Raw genomic sequence first — 18925 nt, 5'->3', positions numbered from 1 at the left:
AAAATAACCCCGGATACCCGGGGTTATTTTTTTATTCTTCTTCTGCGGCGGTCTTTATTATTGCCGCTTCTTTTGCTGCCAGCACGCGTTCAACCGTATCCACCACCGCCTGGGTTTGCGGATCGATTTCAATATTCACGCGATGCCCCAGTTTTTTGGCGCCCAGCGTGGTGCGCTGCAGCGTTTCAGGAATTAAATGCACGCAAAAACGCGTTGGCGTTACTTCACCCACCGTCAGGCTAATCCCGTCAATGCCAATAAATCCTTTATAGAGGATGTATTTCATTAATGAAGGATCCTGCATTTTAAACCAGATTTGACGGTTATTTTCCGAGGTCACGATTTTTGCCACTTCAGCGGTGGTCATGATGTGACCGGACATCAGGTGGCCGCCAATCTCATCGCTGAACTTCGCTGCCCGCTCAACGTTGAAGGTATCTCCCACCGCCAGCTCGCCAAGGTTGGTGATGCGCAGCGTCTCTTTCATTAAATCAAAGCTAATCTGGTTGCCGTTAATTTCGGTAACGGTCAGGCAGCAGCCGTTATGGGCAATCGACGCGCCGGTTTCAATACCCTCAAGCATATATTCCGGCAGCTCAACAACATGAGTACGGAAATTAGGTTTTTCATCAATGGACACCACTTTGGCGGTGCCCTGCACAATACCAGTAAACATGCTTACAACTCCTGTTTTTTCCGGACGGTGGTGACACCGTTTAATCCCACCACAATAACAGTTGGAAAAAGAGGTTGCCAGCGGAGCGCATTTTCTGGCGATTTTTTCACTAGATAAATAGCTAAAGCCCGCTACAATAGCTGGCACCCCCCTGCATTTTCTTCTTGCTGCCCGTTTCGGCGGCTTTTTTAGTCTCTCAAATAACAACAAAATAAAGGTGTTCACGTGCAGAAGTACATGAATGAAGCGCGCCAGCTATTGGCACTGGCTATACCAGTGATCGTCGCGCAAGTGGCCCAGACCGCAATGGGATTTGTGGATACGGTAATGGCAGGTGGCTATAGCGCCACCGATATGGCGGCCGTTGCTATCGGCACGTCAATCTGGCTTCCGGCCATCCTGTTCGGCCACGGTCTGCTGCTCGCGCTCACGCCGGTTATCGCTCAGCTCAATGGCTCGGGTCGTCGCGAGCGCATTGCCCATCAGGTTCGTCAGGGTTTCTGGCTGGCAGGGCTTGTTTCCGTGCTGATCATGGTCGTGCTCTGGAACGCGGGCCACATCATTCGCGCTATGCATAACATTGACCCGGCACTGGCTGATAAAGCCGTGGGCTATCTGCGCGCCCTGCTCTGGGGTGCGCCCGGCTACCTCTTTTTCCAGGTGGCGCGTAACCAGTGTGAGGGCCTGGCGAAAACCAAGCCCGGGATGGTGATGGGCTTTATCGGCCTGCTGGTCAACATTCCGGTGAACTATATCTTTATTTACGGTCACTTCGGGATGCCGGAGCTGGGCGGCGTCGGCTGCGGCGTGGCGACGGCAGCCGTTTACTGGGTGATGTTTTTCGCGATGATCACCTATGTAAAACGCGCCCGTTCCATGCGCGATATTCGCAACGAGAACAGATTTAGCACGCCCGACTGGAACATCATGACGCGTCTGGTGCAGTTAGGTTTGCCGATTGCCCTCGCCCTGTTCTTTGAGGTGACCCTGTTTGCCGTGGTCGCCCTGCTGGTCTCCCCGCTGGGCATTGTGAACGTGGCCGGACACCAGATTGCGCTGAACTTCAGCTCCCTGATGTTCGTCCTGCCGATGTCGCTGGCGGCGGCGGTGACGATCCGCGTCGGCTTCCGCCTGGGCCAGGGCTCAACGCTGGATGCGCAAACGGCCGCCCGGACCGGGCTGGGCGTCGGCGTCTGCATGGCTGTCTGTACGGCGCTCTTTACCGTTGCATTACGCGAGCAGATTGCCCTGCTCTATAACGACAACCCGGAAGTGGTCACGCTGGCATCGCACCTGATGCTGCTGGCCGCGATTTACCAGATCTCTGACTCCATCCAGGTGATTGGCAGCGGCGTGCTGCGCGGATATAAAGACACGCGTTCCATCTTCTTTATCACCTTCATCGCCTACTGGGTGCTGGGTCTGCCGTGTGGCTATATCCTGGCGCTTACCGATCTGGTGGTGGATCGCATGGGACCGGCGGGGTTCTGGATGGGCTTTATCATCGGCCTGACGTCGGCGGCGATTATGATGATGATGCGAATGCGCTTCCTGCAGCGCCAGCCATCAACGGTCATTTTGCAACGCGCGGCACGTTAACGACGCGGTAGCCGCCGCCCGGCGGCTACTTTCTCTTCACTTTGCGCGGTAATGAAGCAATCGCGTGAAATCAGAGAGAAAAATGCATTTTCCCTCTTGCCACCTCGGTGCTGTGCCGCTAATATTCGTCCCCGTTGTCGCCGACAACACGTTGCGTTCATAGCTCAGTTGGTTAGAGCACCACCTTGACATGGTGGGGGTCGTTGGTTCGAGTCCAATTGAACGCACCATTCTGCGTCCGTAGCTCAGTTGGTTAGAGCACCACCTTGACATGGTGGGGGTCGGTGGTTCGAGTCCACTCGGACGCACCATTTCAGTCCTGAAATGGTGCAAATCCTCTTCTGATATCCTGAATTTTCCTAATCCCTTATTTTCATCATTGTTCTCCTGCTACGCTTTTCTTATGGAAAAAAAACAGGAAGACCGTCGATGAAGAAAATCGCGATTATCGGCTCCGGCCCCACAGGGATTTATACTTTTTATCATCTCCTTAAAAACAGTAAGCCGCTCTCCGTTTCCGTTTTCGAACAGGCCGATGAAGCTGGCGTGGGTATGCCCTATAACGACGACGATAACTCCCGGCTGATGCTGGCGAACATTGCGAGCATTGAAATCCCGCCCATTTTTATGACCTACCTCGACTGGCTGAAGGATCAGAGCGAAGCTCATCTGGCGCGCTTTAAGGTCGATACAACCCGCCTGCATGACCGGCAGTTCCTGCCCCGGCTTCTGCTGGGCGAGTATTTTCGCGACAGCTTTCGTTCAATCGTGAAAGAGGCCAGAAAGCTGGGGTTTCAGGTTGATGTCCATGAATCCGCCCGGGTCACCGATATCGTGCCCACGAAAGAAGGGGTCACGCTTTCCGTCAACGACAGCGCCTTTCCTGAACGCTTCGACCTTGCGGTTATCGCCACCGGCCACGTCTGGCCAGACGAGGACGAAGCCACGCGCACGTTCTTCCCAAGCCCCTGGTCCGGTCTGATGGATGCCAGTATTCCTCCCTGCCGCGTCGGTATCATGGGGACATCGTTAAGCGGTCTCGACGCGGCCATGGCGGTAGTGATGCAGCACGGTGAATTTCGTGATGATAAATTCGTGCTGGATAAAGGCAGCGACGCGTTGAAGATTGTCCTGATGTCCCGAACGGGTATTCTGCCGGAAGCCGATTTTTACTGCCCTATTCCTTATGAACCGCTGTCGGTCTTAACCGAATTTGTGGTTGAAAACGAGATCGCCAAAGGATCGAATGGCCTGCTCGACCGTATATTTACCCTGATGGTGAAAGAGCTTCAGCTCGCTGACCCGACGTGGTGTGAGAAAATATCCCTGCATAAGCAGAATGCGGACAGCATTCGTGAGGCCTGGTTTGAGGATCGTAAACGGCATGGCCCGTTTACCTGGGCGGAAGAGAATCTCAACGAGGTGGAGCGGAACAAACGCGAGCGGCGCACCGTAGCCTGGCGCTATACCGTGCTTCGGCTGCATGAAGTGGTTCAGGAGATTGTTCCCCACCTCAGCGAACGGGACAGAGAGCGCTTTAAGCAAGGCCTCGCCCGCGTATTCATCGACAACTATGCGGCCATTCCTCCGCAGTCTATCCGCAGGCTGCTCGCGCTTCGCGAAGCCGGCATCATCAGCGTGGCGACGCTCGGTGACGATTACACGCTGGACGTTGGCAGCGATCGAACGGTAATCACCACACAAGAGACCGTTTACCGTTTCGACGTGTTTATTGATGCGCGCGGGCAAAAGCCGCTCAAAACGAAAGATCTGCCCTTTCCGACGCTGCGCAAACAGCTGGAAGCCACGGGTGAAGAGATACCGGACGTCGGTGAGGATTACACCTTAAATGCGCCTGACGCCGTTCGCGGGCGCATTGCCTTCGGCGCGATACCGTGGCTGATGCACGATCGTCCCTTCGTTCAGGGGCTGGCGGAGTGTGCAGAGATTGCACAAGCAATGGCGAAGGCGGCGGAAAAACCCGCGTCGGGATCGCGGCGCAGATTACCGTATATTGAGAACTGACAGGGCTTCCATGCCCTGCTGTCGCGGATTACTCGAAGAAGACTTCCGGGTTTTCAGACAGCGAAACGAAGGTTTTCGTCGCTTTATCCAGGGCAAGAATTTTGCCGCTTTCAATGTCGTACACCCAGCCGTGCAGTCGGATGGAGTTATTACGCAGGCCCACCGCGACGGACGGGTGGGTCTTAATGTTGCTCAGCTGCGCAAACACGTTCTCCTGCACCATCGCATTGACTTTATCGATCGGCTTATCCCAGGTTTTCTTCTCTACCACGGCTTTCGCCGCGTCAGAATAGCGCAGCCAGTGTGACACAGCAGGCATCGGCTCCAGGTTCGCGTTATCGGCAATCGCCTTCATCGCGCCACAGTTGGAGTGACCGCAAATCACGATATCCGTGACGCCCAGCGCCACCACGGCGTATTCGATGGTTGCAGACACGCCGCCAGGCTCCGGCCCGAACGGCGGCACGATGTTGCCAGCATTACGAATGACAAAGAGTTGTCCTGGCTCTTGCTGGGTGACCAGTTCCGGAACCAGACGGCTGTCGGAGCATGAGATGAACAGCGCTTTGGGATTCTGGCTGGACGCTAAACTGCGGAAGAGTTCTTTACGTTGCGGGAAAATCTCTTTTTGAAAGCTGAGAAAACCTTCAATGATATGTTGCATAGCAATGTCTCTTTTATCTGTTTTAGTTTAGGCATGATCGAGATCACACTCGTAAAGTTTACCCATCGTGGTTTACTTCAGACAAGCAATATATTTCTGGCCCGACCGCTGAACAATCTCGTCCGCGAAGGCCGGGATGTTCTGCCCTTCAAACGCGCCGTAAAGACGTTCGAAGGTTTTGCCTTCGAGATGATTCACCACCGACGCCACGGCGCGGGCCGGCAGCGGAAGATAATTCGGGTAGCTCCACATAAACGAGACGGCGTCTTTACCCGGCGTGACCTGCAGAATATCGCCCACCAGCAATACCCCACCCCCCTCCTGCCAGTGCAGCACCGTTCCACCGGCAAAATGCCCGCCCAGACGCAGCAAGGTGACCGACGGGAAAATCTCCAGCGCATCCCCCTCCCAGAAATGAATGGCCGGGCTGTCGCGCATGACCCACTCTCTGTCGCTGGCGTGCAGGTAAACCGGCGCATTAAACGCCGCAGCCCACTCCTGCATCGTGGTGTAATAGTGCGGATGTGAAATAGCAATCGCGCTGATGCCGCCGAGGGCGGTAATGAGCGCTTTGGTTGCGGGGTCGAGGTTGGCGATGCAGTCCCAGAGGATATTGCCGTGGGCCGTTTGCAGGAGCAGCGCCCGCTGGTTGATCGCAAACGCAGGCACCGTTTTGATCCCGAACAGCCGCGGCTCCAGCTGCTGCCATTTGTTGGTATGGGTGGCGGTGACGGTGTCGAAATCGGTCCATGCCTGGCCCGTGGCGGGCACGTACTGGCGTTCATCCTCGCAAATCGGGCATCTGTCCGGCCGGGCATCGTAGGCGGTTCCACAGGTTTTACAGAGTGTAATCATGTGCTCTCCTCAGCGATAAAGCACTGAGTATGGCAGGGATTATCCTTATGTGCTGCGAGGTACATTGCTGGCTTTTTTTGCCCTATACTGTGCCAGTATCAAAAACTGAACAGAGCAGGTGCCACATGGAAATTGATCTCGATAACTTAGTCTTTAGCGGTCTGGATGAAGCCGAAGAGCGTAATGCCGAACGTCTGGACGATGCAGACAAAAAAGCGCAGGCGATTGTCGGCGACGACGACTGCGGCGACGCCTGCAAAATCTAATAAAAAAGCACCGGAAAACCGGTGCTTTTTTATTTCACTCGTTAAACGTCACGCACACCTCGTTCCAGTACGTTTCGCGCGTGCGGCGCAGTTCAGCGTGACGTTTTATCATGGAACCACTCCGGGTCAATGTTGGCAACGTCGACGCCATACAGGCTGGCGACAGGCAGGATTGACTCAAGAACACGTTGCGCGCTGTTCTCCGCATTCACTGGTCGGGTCGCAAAAAACCGCCGTAACGTGCTGATCCACTTTTTCATCGTCTTACCCTCTCTCGCCGTGTCTGATCTCAGTTAAGCACTCCAATGCCGCGCGGGGGAAATACCAAAATCCACTGTCGATGTGCAGGATTTGCAAATAGCATCCCGTTCTTTTCACTCTTCATTAACACGTTGTTCACTAATGCTTTTTTGCTCATAGCAAAGAACGATTTCTTATTTGTCGATAGCTTTCGCTTATGGGAGCGTAGCGGGGTAAAACAAAAACAACGGGATGGCGAATGACTATGGCAGCAAATATGAAAGGGTTTACCAAAGGGACACTGGTTCTGGGATTACTGGCGGCGGGGAGCCTGCTTTCAGCGCAGGCACAGGCCGATCAGCTGGCGGATATTAAGGCCGCAGGGGTGGTGAAAGTGGCCACGTTTGACGCCAACCCGCCGTTTGGCTCTATTGATGCCAAAACGCACGAGATCGTGGGTTATGACGTGGACTTCGCCAAAGCGCTGGCAAAATCGCTCGGCGTGAAGCTTGAACTGGTTGCCACCAATCCGGCTAACCGTATTCCGCTGCTGCAGTCCGGAAAAGCAGATCTGATCGTGGCGGATATAACCATCACCCCGGAACGCGCGCAGGTGATTGATTTCTCAACGCCTTACTTTGTCACCGGCCAGCAGTTCCTGGTGCCGGCTAAATCACCGGACAAGCTTGATGACTACAGCCGGGCGCGTATTGGCGCGGTCAAAGGAACGACGGGCGAGCAGGCGCTGCACCAGCGTTTCCCGCAGTCACGCGTGCTCTCTTATGACGATATTCCGCTGGCGCTGACGGCGCTGCGCAACGGTAACGTACAGGCCATCACCCAGGACAGCACCATTCTGGCCGGTCTGCTGGCGCAGGCGCCGGATAAAGCGAACTTTAAAATCCTGCCCGATCTGCTCAGCAAAGAAGAGATTGGCGTTGGGGTGAAGAAAGGTGAAACGGCGCTGCTGAAGGCCGTTAACGACGAGCTGATTAATCTCGAGAAGAACGGTCAGGCAGCAAAAATCTACGATGTCTGGTTTGGCCCAAACACGCCTTCCCCACAGCCTCGCGCCTTTAAAATAGAAGCCAGATAATTATGCTCTCAGGTTTATTTTCACACTCCGCGGCCGGTGCCGCGGATTTTTCACATCTGGAACAGGCCAGCGTCGAGTTTCGTCATGTGGACAAACGCTACGGTGACCATGAGGTTTTAAACGACATTAACCTCACCATAACGCCCGGTGAAGTGGTCGCCATCCTCGGCCCTTCGGGTTCCGGTAAATCCACCCTGATTCGTCTCATCAACCAGCTTGAAACCCTGAGCGGCGGAGAGATTCTGGTCGACAACAAGCCTACCGCAAAGCTCTCCGGTAGCGGACTGCGCCAGCTGCGCAGCCGCGTGGGGTTTGTGTTCCAGCAGTTCAATCTTTACGCCCACCTCACTGCCAGCCAGAACATTACCCTGGCGCTGGAGCACGTTCACGGCTGGAAGCCGCAGCCCGCACGTGAGCGCGCGCTGGCCCTGCTGGAGAAGGTCGGGATGCTGGAAAAAGCCCACCATTTCCCGACGGAGCTTTCCGGTGGACAGCAGCAGCGCGTCGCGATTGCCCGCGCCCTGGCCTCTTCACCGCAAATCATTCTGTTTGATGAACCCACCTCTGCGCTGGATCCGGAGATGATTGGTGAAGTGCTGTACGTGATGAAAGCCCTCGCCCACAGCGGGATCACGATGATCGTGGTGACCCACGAGATGCAGTTTGCCCGGGAAATTGCCGACCGGATTGTCTTTATCGACGGCGGGCAAATTCTGGAAACGGCGCCGCCGGCACAATTTTTCAGCCAGCCGTCGCATCCGCGCGCGCAGCGGTTCCTGCAGAAGGTGCTCAACCCGCTGCATCAGGAGCATCTGTAATGCCCGCGCTCGACTGGCAGGGGGTACTGACCGGACAGCCTCTGCAGTGGATACTCTCCGGATTCCTCACCACCCTGTGGGTCACGCTTGCCGGGATGCTGCTGGCCAGCCTGCTCGCACTGCTCTTTATGCTCCTGCGCCTTTCCGGCGGACGCCCCGGGAACGCGGTCGTCAGCAGCTGGGTATCGCTGTTTCGCAATACGCCGCTGCTGGTGCAGCTGCTGTTCTGGTATTTTGCCGCCTGGAACGGACTACCGCAGGCGTTTCGCGACGCGGTGAACGCGGATCACAGCTGGTCAATTCTGCCCGGCGACGTCTGGTGGTTTACGCCCGAATTTTTATGTTCTGCCTGGGGGTTGGGCGTCTTTACCTCGGCGTTTTTAATCGAAGAGGTGGAATCGGGGTTACGTTCCGTGCCTGCCGGACAGCGGGAGGCGGCGCTCGCGCAGGGATTCTCCGCGTGGCGTCTGTTTCGTTACATCCTTCTGCCGCAGGGCCTGGCCAACGCCTGGCAGCCGGTCGTGGGCCAGTACCTAAATCTGATGAAGCTCTCCTCGCTCGCGAGCGGGATTGGCTTTGCCGAGCTGACCTATCAGGTCAGGCAGATCGAGAGCTATAACGCGCACGCGCTGGAGGCGTTTACCCTCGGTACCGCGCTCTATCTGCTGACCGGCCTGGTCATGGGGCTGGTGCTGGTTCGCATCGGGCCTGACGCGAAACGTAAACGCCCAGGCGTCGCCACCACAGGGAGTGAAAAACATGATTGCCGGACTTAACGTCATCACCGATAACCTCGACTATCTGCTGTGGGGACGCGCGGCGACGGGTGAACCGGGGGGCGTATTGCTGTCGTTGATGATGGCGGCCGGGGCCGCCGTCATCGCCCTGCCCGGTGGGATAGTGCTCGCGTGTCTGGCCTGGCGCTTTACCGGGCTCGTGCGAAAGGCCCTCTTTTTATGGGCAGAGCTGATCCGCGGCATCCCGCTCATCTTCGTGATTTTCTGGATGTGGTATCTCCTGCCGCTTATGACCGGGGGCGATCTGCCGGGAGCGCTGACCGTCACGCTGGCTCTGGCCTGGTTTACCGCGGCAACAGTGATGCACTCGGTGCTGGCCGGGCTTAACGCGCTACCGTCAGGACAATATGAGGCTGCACTGTCACAGGGATTCAGCACGCAGCAAACCCTCCTGCGCGTGCTGCTGCCGCAGGCGCTGAGGAATATTCTGCCGTCGCTGGTGGGGATTTTTATCAGCCTGCTGAAGGATACGTCGCTGGCGTTTATCGTGAACGTACCGGAACTGACCACGGTGGCGGGACAGGTCAACAACCGGGTGCAAATCTACCCGGCGGCCATTTTTATCTTTACGGGCGTGGTCTACTACCTGCTCTGCTGCTCGCTCGAACAGCTTGCGAAGCGCTGGCGCATTACCCGGCCAGCGCTTTAACCACCGTTTCCATCGCTTCGGTTGTCAATTCACTGCGCTTAACGCGCTGGTTCGCCAGCGCGGTACGCAGGACTCCGGCAATGACAATATGCTTTGGCTCCTGCCCTAAATCACGCATCTCAAGCACCACCTTCCCGACCACCCGGCACATCTCCTGGTACAGCGCTTCATCTTTGGTCACGTTACCCATCGTCATCACTCCATTGCCTTTTAAACGTTGAGCTTAAATGATTCTCCTGCCGGATACAAAAAAGAAGCCCGGCGAGAGACTCGCCGGGCTTCATCTGTAAAATCAGTAAATTAGTTGTTTACTGGGATGACCGCGCCTTTGTACTTGGTGCGGATCCAGTCCTGAATCTCTTTCGAGTGCAGCACGTTCACCAGCGCAACGATATCTTTCTTCTTCTCGTCGCCGCGATGCACGGTAATGATGTTGGCGTACGGGTTATTTTCACCGCTCTCTACCGCAATCGGGTCGTGAACCGGATCCAGACCCGCGTCAATTGCGTAGTTGGCGTTAATCACCACCGCATCGCCTTCGTTGTTGTTGTACATCTGCGGCAGCAGAGAAGCTTCCACGTTCGGCGTGAACTTCAGCTTTTTCGGGTTCTCAACGATGTCGCTGATGCGCGCGGTCACTTTATCGATGCCCGGCTTCAGCTTGATCACGCCCTCTTTCTCGAAGATGGAGAGAATACGCCCCTCTTCAGAAACCGCGTCACGCATGATGATCTTGCCGCCTTCCGGCAGGTCTTTCAGCGACTTGTATTTTTTGGAGTAGATGCCGATTGGCTCAATGTGGATCGCGCCCGCACTGACGAAATCGTAGTCTTTATCGCCCGCATGATCCTTAAGCACGCTGTTCAGGTAAGGAATGTGCTGGAAATAGTTCGCGTCGATGTCATGACCCGCCAGCGCGGTGTTCGGCAGAATGTAGTCCTGGAACGGTTTGATCTCCAGGTCGATACCCTGCTTCGCCAGAATTGGCTTAGCCTGCTCCAGAATTTCGGCGTGCGGCGTGTTGGATGCGCCCACGGTCAGGGTGTCAGCCCAGGAAGCGAAGCTCAGGGCGCTCAGGGTTGCGGCGGCGATCAGTGTCAGTGTTTTTTTCATGATGTGGTTCCTGTGTGTATTTATTAGCGTTTATCTAACAGTGAAGTAATGACATCGCCGCAGAACTGGATAATGAAAACGATGATCAGAATGGTCACCGTTGCCACCAGCGTGACGTCACCATGGTTGCGCTGGAATCCTTCCAGATAAGCCAGATTTCCCAAACCACCGGCGCCAATCACCCCCGCCATTGCGCTGTAGCTCACCAGCGCAATGAGCGTCACCGTAATACCCGATACCAGTGCGGGTGATGATTCCGGCAGTAAAACCCGAAACACTAACGTGCTCAGTCGTGCGCCCATCGAGCGCGTTGCTTCGATGACGCCTTTATCCACTTCACGCAGGGCGATCTCCACCAGGCGTGCGTAGAACGGTGCAGCGCCCACAATCAGCGCCGGCAGCGCCGCGTTGGCGCCAAGAATGGTGCCGACGACGGTCTTGGTGAACGGGATCAGCAGGACAATCAAAATGATGAACGGAATAGAGCGGAACACGTTCACCACAATCGAAATCACGCTGTAGACCGTGCGGTTGTGGAACAGCCCGCCGCGCGCGGTTAAAAACAGCGCCAGCCCCAGCACGATGCCCAGCACAAAGGTCGCCACGCCGGACAGCGCGGTCATGTACAGCGTCTCAAGCGTCGCCGCCCAGAGCTGATCCCACTTGAGATGCGGAAAGAGATTCTCAGCCATGTTTAATCACCTCGCCTTCAATATCGCTGTGCTGCAGGTCGGCGAGGATATTGTTCAGTTGTTCATCGGATGCCACGACATGTACCCAGAGCTGACCAAACACCCCGTGGGCGGTTTGCGTCATTTTCCCGTGCAGGATGTTAAACGGCAGGCCGTAGCGCAGGGTCAGTTCACCCACGATCGGCTTATGGGTGCTGTGCCCGGTAAAGGTCAGCCTGATGACCGTGCCTTCCAGATCGTTTGCCAGTTCGGTATTGAAGGTTTCTTCCTCAGCGTACTGGCTCACCTGGCGGACAAACTGCTGCGTAATCGGCTGCTGCGGATGGGTAAAGACGCTCAGCACGTCGCCCTCTTCCACCACTTTACCGTTCTCCATCACCGCCACGCGGTCGCAGATTTTGCGGACTACGTGCATCTCGTGGGTGATCAGCACGATGGTCAGCCTGAAGCGGCGGTTAATATCCAGCAGCAGATCGAGGATCTGATCGGTGGTCTGCGGGTCGAGCGCCGAGGTGGCTTCATCGCAGAGCAGCACGTCAGGGCTGTTAGCCAAAGCGCGCGCAATACCCACGCGCTGCTTTTGCCCGCCGCTCAGCTGGGACGGGTACGCATTCTCGCGCCCCTTCAGGCCGACCAGATCCACCAGCTCGGCGACGCGCGCCTTGATGCTGGCTTTTGGCACACCGGCGATTTGCATCGAGAAAGCGATATTCTCGCTCACCGTGCGCGACCACAGCAGGTTGAAGTGCTGGAATACCATGCTGATTTTCAGGCGCGCCTGGCGCAACGCTTCACCCTTTGCCGCAGAGATATCCTGTCCGTTAATGGTCACGCTTCCGGCGCTGGGTTTTTCCAGACCGTTCAGCAGACGAATCAGCGTGCTTTTCCCGGCTCCGCTGTAGCCAATAATTCCGTAAATCTGTCCCTGTTCTATCGTCAAATTGACGTTATCAACGGCAGTCAGCGCGACCTTTCCGTTGTCAAAAACCTTCGAAATATTCCTGAGTACGATCATTCTTATTCTTTATCCGTTTCGCGCATGGCTGTTTAGCAGTATGGATGTCCAAACGATAGTAAACAGGCGTTATCAGCTTTCAAATGAACAAAAAAGAATTTGTTATAACTTTCGGAAATAAACAGCGGATTTACAGGGTGGGAAGCATTTAGATCAATTTCAGCAATGATTATCTGCCGGATGCATATCTGCTGGCAGATGCCCGCTAAAAACGCTCATTTTTTCAGCATTTCCTGCCGATATAGCCATCCTCACATCCAGACAACTTTACGTCTTGCTGTCCTGACATCCAAAAATGGCATTTATATTCTTTTCTGTTCTAAAGAGCAGTGAATGGTTCTTTATTGCGAAAATTTCGCCGCTCTATCATCCCGTCATGACATCCAGAAAGGAAAACATCATGACGATTTACCATTCCGTCACCGAACTGATTGGCCGTACCCCGCTTATCCAGCTGCACAAGCTTGATACCGGTCCCTGCTCGCTGTTCCTGAAGCTGGAAAACCAGAATCCGGGCGGCTCTATTAAGGATCGCGTTGCGCTGTCGATGATTAACGAAGCGGAGCGTACCGGCCAGCTGCAGCCGGGCGGCACGATTATTGAGGCGACGGCGGGGAATACCGGTCTCGGCCTGGCCCTGATTGCCGCCCAGAAAGGCTACTCGCTGATCCTGGTGGTGCCGGACAAAATGAGCCGCGAGAAGATTTTCCACCTGCGCGCGCTGGGTGCCCAGGTGGTGCTGACCCGCTCCGACGTTAACAAGGGACACCCTGCCTACTACCAGGATTACGCCCAGCGCCTGGCCAACGAGCTGCCCGGCGCGTTTTACATCGACCAGTTCAATAACGAGGCCAACCCGCTGGCGCACCGCACCACCACGGCACCGGAACTGTACGAGCAGCTTGACGGGCGGATCGACGCCATCGTGGTGGGCGTCGGCTCAGGCGGTACGCTGGGCGGCCTGCAGGCGTGGTTCGCCGAGCACTCTCCGCACACGGAGTTTGTCCTGGCAGACCCGGCAGGATCGGTTCTGGCCGACCAGGTGGAAACCGGACGCTACCACGACGCGGGCTCCTGGCTGGTTGAGGGTATTGGCGAAGACTTTATTCCGCCGCTGGCCCACATTGAAGGGGTGAATCGCGCCTGGCGCATCACCGACCGCGAGGCCTTCACCACCGCGCGCGACCTGCTGAAAACGGAAGGCATTCTGGCGGGCTCTTCCAGCGGCACGCTGCTGGCGGCCGCGCTGAAATATTGCCAGGCGCAGACCACATCGAAGCGCGTGGTGACCTTCGCCTGCGACAGCGGCAATAAGTATCTCTCGAAGATGTTCAACGATGACTGGATGCGTCAGCAAGGGCTCATCACGCGCCCTCAGGCCGGCGATCTCTCTGACTACATCGCCCTGCGCCACGATGAAGGCGCCACCGTTACCGCCGCCCCGGACGACACGCTTTCCACCGTACTGGCACGCATGCGCCTGTATGACATCTCCCAGCTGCCGGTGCTGGAGAACGGCAAGGTGGTGGGCATTATCGACGAGTGGGATCTCCTGCGGCATATCGGCGGCGACGGCGACCGCTTCGCGCTTCCGGTGACGGCAGCCATGACGCGTCAGGTGGAGTTTCTTGATAAACACGCCCCGGAAAGCGCCCTGAACGCCATCTTCGACCGCGGTCTGGTGGCCGTCATTAATGACAACGACCGTTTTCTCGGTCTGATTACGCGCAGCGACGTTCTGACCGCCTGGCGCAACCGTCTTCAGCAATAAAGGAATCGATGATGAAAAACCTGGCTACCCTGAGCGTACACAGCGGCGAGTTTAACGACCAGCACGGCGCAGTCATGCCGCCGATTTACGCCACCTCGACGTTTGCGCAACCGTCACCCGGCGAGCATACCGGCTATGAATATTCCCGCAGCGGCAACCCTACCCGCCATGCGCTGGAAACCGCCATCGCCGAACTGGAAGGCGGCACGCGCGGCTACGCCTTCGCCTCCGGTCTGGCGGCCATCTCCACGGTGCTCGAACTGCTGGATAAAGACAGCCATATTGTCGCCATTGATGACGTTTACGGCGGGACGTACCGCCTGATTGAAAACGTGCGCAAGCGCAGCACCGGCCTGCAGGTCAGCTGGGTTAAACCGGACGACTTAGCCGGTCTCGAGGCCGCCATCCGCCCGGATACCCGCATGGTGTGGGTCGAAACGCCAACCAACCCGCTGCTGAAGCTGGCGGATCTGGCTGCCATTGCGGCGATCGCCCGCCGCCATAACGTCATCAGCGTGGCGGATAACACCTTCGCGTCGCCGGTGATCCACCGTCCGCTGGAGTCAGGTTTCGATATCGTGGTGCACTCCGCCACCAAATACCTGAACGGCCACTCTGACGTGGTGGCCGGGCTGGCGATTGTCGGGGACAACAGGGAACTGGCGGATAAGCTGGGCTATCTGCAAAACGCGGTAGGCGGCGTATTGGATCCGTTCAGCAGCTTCCTGACGCTGCGCGGTATTCGCACGCTTGCTTTGAGGGTAGAAAAGCACAGCACCAACGCGCTGGCGATTGCGCAATGGCTGGAGCAGCATCCTCTGGTCGAAAAGGTGTTCTATCCCGGCCTGGAATCGCATCCGCAATATCAGCTTGCCCGCACGCAGATGGCCCTGCCCGGCGGGATGATTTCCGTGGTGGTAAAAGGCGATGCGCAACGCGCCACCGAGGTGATTCGCCACCTGAAGCTGTTCACCCTCGCGGAAAGCCTCGGCGGTGTGGAAAGTCTTGTGAGCCAGCCTTACAGCATGACGCACGCTTCGATTCCGCTGGAGCAACGCCTGGCAAACGGCATTGTGCCGCAGCTGATCCGTCTGTCAGTCGGGATTGAAGATCCGAAAGACCTGATTGCCGACCTCAGCCAGGCGCTGCAAAAATAAGCAAAACGCGGCAGGTCAATCACCTGCCGCCATAAGTTGTCATCATGGCTTAACGCCTTGATAACAATATTATGTGAAACTGCACAGATTATTTCTGAAACAGCGTTTCCATTTTCCTTTTATCTTAAAATCAGCGTATAATGCGCGCCTAATCCCTGGTGAATGGTTTCAGCGCTTGGAATACAAAAAACAACGTACAACTTCTCCTCTCCTTCGTTGGGCTGTCACTCAGGCACACTTTCTTCTGCACGCTCATTTGATGTCTCCTATCCTTAGTGCGTGTCATATACTCTTTTGCAACACAGGTTTGACTCCGCGGCGGTGCGCCCCCGGAGCGAGATTTCCATATCCTTCCCAACTTAAAGACTAAGACTGTCATGAAAAAGACGAAAATTGTTTGTACTATCGGCCCGAAAACCGAATCTGAAGAGATGCTGACCAAAATGCTGGACGCCGGCATGAACGTGATGCGTCTGAACTTCTCCCACGGTGATTACGCAGAACACGGTCAGCGTATCCAGAACTTGCGCAACGTAATGAGCAAGACCGGTAAAAAAGCTGCGATCCTGCTGGATACCAAAGGTCCAGAAATCCGTACCATCAAACTGGAAGGCGGTAACGACGTCTCTCTGAAAGCGGGCCAGACCTTCACCTTCACCACCGACAAATCCGTTGTCGGCAACAGCGAAATCGTTGCAGTGACCTACGAAGGCTTCACCAACGACCTGTCCGTCGGTAACACCGTGCTGGTAGACGATGGTCTGATCGGTATGGAAGTCACCGCCATCGAAGGCAACAAGGTTATCTGTAAAGTGCTGAACAACGGCGACCTGGGCGAAAACAAAGGCGTTAACCTGCCGGGCGTCTCTATCGCACTGCCAGCACTGGCCGAAAAAGACAAACAGGACCTGATCTTCGGCTGCGAACAAGGCGTTGACTTTGTTGCGGCCTCCTTCATCCGTAAGCGTTCAGACGTGGTTGAAATTCGTGAGCACCTGAAAGCGCACGGCGGCGAGAAGATCCAGATCATCTCCAAAATTGAAAACCAGGAAGGCCTGAACAACTTCGACGAAATCCTCGAAGCGTCTGACGGCATCATGGTTGCACGTGGCGACCTGGGCGTAGAAATCCCGGTTGAAGAAGTGATCTTCGCGCAGAAGATGATGATCGAGAAATGTGTTCGCGCGCGCAAAGTGGTTATCACCGCAACGCAGATGCTGGACTCCATGATCAAAAACCCACGCCCAACCCGCGCAGAAGCAGGCGACGTGGCTAACGCCATCCTCGACGGTACTGATGCCGTTATGCTGTCCGGCGAATCCGCAAAAGGTAAATATCCGCTGGAAGCGGTGTCCATCATGGCCACCATCTGCGAACGTACCGACCGCGTAATGAAAAGCCGTCTGGACTACAACAACGACAGCCGCAAGCTGCGCATCACCGAAGCGGTATGCCGTGGTGCAGTAGAAACGGCTGAGAAGCTGGAAGCACCGCTGATCGTGGTTGCCACCCAGGGCGGTAAATCTGCTCGCGCGGTGCGTAAATACTTCCCGGATGCGACTATCCTGGCGCTGACCACCAACGAAACCACGGCTCGTCAGCTGGTGCTGAGCAAAGGCGTGATCCCTCACCTGGTGAAAGAGATCGCGTCTACAGATGATTTCTACCGTCTGGGTAAAGAAGTCGCTCTGGAGCTGGTTGATCGTGGTCTGGCACAGAAAGGTGACGTTGTGGTCATGGTTTCTGGCGCGCTGGTGCCAAGCGGAACCACCAATACCGCATCTGTTCACGTGCTGTAATAATTCCCGAACGAATTAATTTTGATAAAAAGCGCCCTCCGGGCGCTTTTTTTATTCCTGGCATTAGCTAAAGTCATTCAAATTGCAAATCGGGTTTTTCTATTTAATTGCGAATTATCTAAGATGAATCCGATGATAAATGCCTTTTTTTACATAGATTTTTGCTCAAAAAGGGCCGATTCGATGCTTCTTTGAGCGAACGATCAAAAATAGGTGTATTCCCATCAAAAAAATATTCTCAACCCAAAAAACTTTGTGTAATACTTGTAACGCTACATGGAGATTAACTCAATCTAGAGGGTATTAATAATGAATCGTACTAAACTGGTACTGGGCGCGGTAATCCTGGGTTCTACTCTGCTGGCTGGTTGCTCCAGCAACGCTAAAATCGATCAGCTGTCTTCTGACGTTCAGACTCTGAACGCTAAAGTTGACCAGCTGAGCAACGACGTGAACGCAATCCGTTCCGACGTTCAGGCTGCTAAAGACGACGCAGCTCGCGCTAACCAGCGTCTGGACAACCAGGCTACTAAATACCGTAAGTAATAGTACCTGTTAATAAAATGGCGCACATTGTGCGCCATTTTTTTTGCCTGCGTCAAACGGCTACTGCGTCACCTTCTCCCCTTCATCTTCCGCTACCGCAGCGGACACCCGACTGTTCTGCACCGACAACACGCTATTGCTGGCCGACGGGCCGCTCTCTGACGACACGATAACCGGGATCCCGGCGCGGCGCGACAGGGCTTTCTCGATCAGCGCCTTATCGCTTCCCGCCTGAGAAACAAAGGTCGCAAAGTCGGCGGAGTGGGTAATGGGCGAGACCTGCGGGTTTTCTCCCTCAGCCTGTGCCAGCGGGCGATGGACTTCAATATAGCGTTTGCCATCCGGCTCCACGGAGAACTTCACGGGTTCATTGATAATCTGTACCCGCGTGCCAACCCGCACCTGTTCAAACAGGGCTTTAATGTCCGGGGCGTTCATCCGCATACAACCTGAGCTGACGCGCAGTCCGACGCTGTCCGGCGCGCTGGTGCCGTGGATGAGATATTCCCCGTTGCCCACGCCTAAACGCAATGCGAAGCGTCCCAGCGGGTTATTTGGCCCGGCAGGTACCACCGGCGGTAATTTGATTCCCTGCTCCAGAGAGCGGGCTCTGATGCCCGGCGTGGGCGTCCAAGTGGGATTCGGGATTTTCTGGCTTACGCGCGTGGTCGTAACCGGTGTTTCCAGCCCCAGCTGTCCGATGCCGAGCGGGAAGACCTGAACGATGTTTTCTCCCGGCGGGAAGTAGTAGAGCCGCAGCTCAGCGAGGTTCACCACAATCCCCTCGCGCGGCGTGTCCGGCAGCAGCATCTGCGACGGGATGGTAATGACGGTTCCCGGGGCCGGGTTGACTGGCGCAATGGTATTGTTCGTTTCCAGAATCACCTGCGCCGCGGTATTAAACCGGCGGGCGATGGTCTGCAGCTTATTATCCCCTTCCTGTATCGTGTAGGTTTGATTTTGCCCAATCAGGCGACTGCCTGCGGGCGGCAACGGATAGTCCATCGCGCGGGCCGAATTAAGTGCGCCGAGCGAACTGAGGAGTAATAGAGTTATGAGAGACGCGCGCTTCATGCTGAGATTCCTTATTCACTGGCAGGACGCCAGAAAGCTGAAAAACCAGCGAGGCGGGAACCACCTCGCGAAA

The 18925-nt window shown here is 55.8% G+C and carries 20 protein-coding genes and 2 tRNA genes; 13 read left to right on the top strand and 9 right to left on the bottom strand.

All coding sequences use genetic code 11. From position 1 onward, the window contains the following. Nucleotides 1-31: 31 nt before the first annotated feature. On the bottom strand, nt 32-676 hold the full coding sequence (locus LBF07_RS21180) for a riboflavin synthase subunit alpha (RefSeq protein ID WP_094935191.1): 645 nt from the start codon (nt 674-676) through the stop codon (nt 32-34). Between the two features lie 225 nt (nt 677-901). Here LBF07_RS21180 and mdtK point away from each other — a divergent pair, with 225 nt between their 5' ends. The 4 genes from mdtK (at nt 902) to LBF07_RS21160 (ending at nt 4300) form a co-directional block, all read left to right on the top strand. After that, nucleotides 902-2275, top strand: coding sequence for an MdtK family multidrug efflux MATE transporter (mdtK, locus tag LBF07_RS21175; RefSeq protein WP_094935190.1), 1374 nt, complete (start codon nt 902-904; stop codon nt 2273-2275). 153 nt (nt 2276-2428) lie between these two features. Continuing rightward, nucleotides 2429-2505: transfer RNA gene (locus LBF07_RS21170), tRNA-Val, on the top strand. A gap of 4 nt (nt 2506-2509) precedes the next feature. Then, nucleotides 2510-2586: transfer RNA gene (locus LBF07_RS21165), tRNA-Val, on the top strand. Between the two features lie 118 nt (nt 2587-2704). Then, nucleotides 2705-4300, top strand: coding sequence for an FAD-NAD(P)-binding protein (locus tag LBF07_RS21160; protein WP_094935189.1), 1596 nt, complete (start codon nt 2705-2707; stop codon nt 4298-4300). 28 nt (nt 4301-4328) lie between these two features. Here the strand turns inward: LBF07_RS21160 and LBF07_RS21155 are convergent, their stop codons facing one another. Further along, nucleotides 4329-4964, bottom strand: a complete 636-nt coding sequence (locus tag LBF07_RS21155) for a carbonic anhydrase (RefSeq protein WP_023311344.1) — start codon at nt 4962-4964, stop codon at nt 4329-4331. A gap of 72 nt (nt 4965-5036) precedes the next feature. Beyond that, entirely contained in the window at nt 5037-5819 is a 783-nt protein-coding gene (locus tag LBF07_RS21150) for an MBL fold metallo-hydrolase (protein ID WP_094935188.1), read from the bottom strand. Between the two features lie 125 nt (nt 5820-5944). Here LBF07_RS21150 and LBF07_RS21145 point away from each other — a divergent pair, with 125 nt between their 5' ends. Continuing rightward, complete coding sequence (locus tag LBF07_RS21145) at nt 5945-6085, top strand: hypothetical protein (RefSeq protein ID WP_094935187.1); 141 nt, start codon at nt 5945-5947, stop codon at nt 6083-6085. Nucleotides 6086-6177: 92 nt separating this feature from the next. Here LBF07_RS21145 and LBF07_RS21140 read toward each other — a convergent pair whose 3' ends face one another. Next, nucleotides 6178-6345 carry a hypothetical protein gene (locus LBF07_RS21140; protein ID WP_014831607.1) on the bottom strand — a complete coding sequence of 56 codons (168 nt, stop codon included), beginning with the start codon at nt 6343-6345 and terminating at the stop codon, nt 6178-6180. 245 nt (nt 6346-6590) lie between these two features. On the opposite strand from LBF07_RS21140, the gene LBF07_RS21135 reads away from it, so the two are divergent. Genes LBF07_RS21135 through LBF07_RS21120 form a run of 4 tightly spaced genes read left to right on the top strand, consistent with a single transcriptional unit; the run spans nt 6591 to nt 9685 of the window. Continuing rightward, nucleotides 6591-7421 (top strand): ABC transporter substrate-binding protein, encoded by an 831-nt coding sequence (locus LBF07_RS21135; protein WP_094935186.1) that lies wholly within the window; start codon nt 6591-6593, stop codon nt 7419-7421. Nucleotides 7422-7423: 2 nt separating this feature from the next. Further along, nucleotides 7424-8239: an amino acid ABC transporter ATP-binding protein gene (locus tag LBF07_RS21130; protein WP_094935185.1), complete on the top strand. Its 816-nt coding sequence runs from the start codon at nt 7424-7426 to the stop codon at nt 8237-8239. After that, a complete protein-coding gene (locus LBF07_RS21125) occupies nt 8239-9015 on the top strand; it encodes an amino acid ABC transporter permease (protein ID WP_039262345.1) in 777 nt (258 codons plus the stop codon). The genes LBF07_RS21130 and LBF07_RS21125 overlap by 1 nt, the downstream gene beginning before the upstream one ends. Further along, complete coding sequence (locus tag LBF07_RS21120) at nt 8999-9685, top strand: amino acid ABC transporter permease (protein WP_032657777.1); 687 nt, start codon at nt 8999-9001, stop codon at nt 9683-9685. Before LBF07_RS21125 ends, LBF07_RS21120 begins: the two co-directional genes overlap by 17 nt. Here the strand turns inward: LBF07_RS21120 and fumD are convergent. The 4 genes from fumD to LBF07_RS21100 all read right to left on the bottom strand — a co-directional run bounded on the left by fumD (nt 9666) and on the right by LBF07_RS21100 (nt 12505). Beyond that, nucleotides 9666-9875, bottom strand: a complete 210-nt coding sequence (fumD, locus tag LBF07_RS21115; RefSeq protein ID WP_008500615.1) for a fumarate hydratase FumD — start codon at nt 9873-9875, stop codon at nt 9666-9668. The two genes, LBF07_RS21120 and fumD, sit on opposite strands and share 20 nt — an antisense overlap. 110 nt (nt 9876-9985) lie before the next feature. Continuing rightward, the gene (locus tag LBF07_RS21110) at nt 9986-10798 is read right to left on the bottom strand and encodes a MetQ/NlpA family ABC transporter substrate-binding protein (protein ID WP_008500616.1); all 813 of its coding nucleotides are present in this window, start codon (nt 10796-10798) and stop codon (nt 9986-9988) included. Nucleotides 10799-10821: 23 nt separating this feature from the next. After that, entirely contained in the window at nt 10822-11490 is a 669-nt protein-coding gene (locus LBF07_RS21105) for a methionine ABC transporter permease (RefSeq protein ID WP_008500617.1), read from the bottom strand. Then, entirely contained in the window at nt 11483-12505 is a 1023-nt protein-coding gene (locus LBF07_RS21100; RefSeq protein ID WP_048977436.1) for a methionine ABC transporter ATP-binding protein, read from the bottom strand. The genes LBF07_RS21105 and LBF07_RS21100 overlap by 8 nt, the downstream gene beginning before the upstream one ends. 400 nt (nt 12506-12905) lie before the next feature. Between LBF07_RS21100 and LBF07_RS21095 the strand changes: the two genes are divergently transcribed. From LBF07_RS21095 to lpp, 4 genes are all read left to right on the top strand, one after another. Next, a complete protein-coding gene (locus LBF07_RS21095; protein WP_094935184.1) occupies nt 12906-14276 on the top strand; it encodes a pyridoxal-phosphate dependent enzyme in 1371 nt (456 codons plus the stop codon). 11 nt (nt 14277-14287) lie between these two features. After that, nucleotides 14288-15433: a PLP-dependent aspartate aminotransferase family protein gene (locus LBF07_RS21090; protein WP_094935183.1), complete on the top strand. Its 1146-nt coding sequence runs from the start codon at nt 14288-14290 to the stop codon at nt 15431-15433. A gap of 377 nt (nt 15434-15810) precedes the next feature. Further along, entirely contained in the window at nt 15811-17232 is a 1422-nt protein-coding gene (gene pykF, locus LBF07_RS21085; protein ID WP_029739779.1) for a pyruvate kinase PykF, read from the top strand. A 309-nt stretch (nt 17233-17541) separates the two neighbouring features. Beyond that, nucleotides 17542-17778, top strand: a complete 237-nt coding sequence (gene lpp / locus LBF07_RS21080) for a murein lipoprotein Lpp (protein WP_010430241.1) — start codon at nt 17542-17544, stop codon at nt 17776-17778. 60 nt (nt 17779-17838) lie between these two features. Here lpp and LBF07_RS21075 read toward each other — a convergent pair whose 3' ends face one another. Further along, nucleotides 17839-18852 (bottom strand): L,D-transpeptidase family protein, encoded by a 1014-nt coding sequence (locus tag LBF07_RS21075; protein WP_039262109.1) that lies wholly within the window; start codon nt 18850-18852, stop codon nt 17839-17841. Nucleotides 18853-18925: the final 73 nt, after the last annotated feature.

Source organism: Enterobacter cloacae complex sp. ECL352, from assembly GCF_020149545.1.
GTDB classification, from domain to species: Bacteria; Pseudomonadota; Gammaproteobacteria; order Enterobacterales; family Enterobacteriaceae; genus Enterobacter; species Enterobacter asburiae_B.
This window is presented reverse-complemented; position numbering and strand designations above follow the sequence as displayed.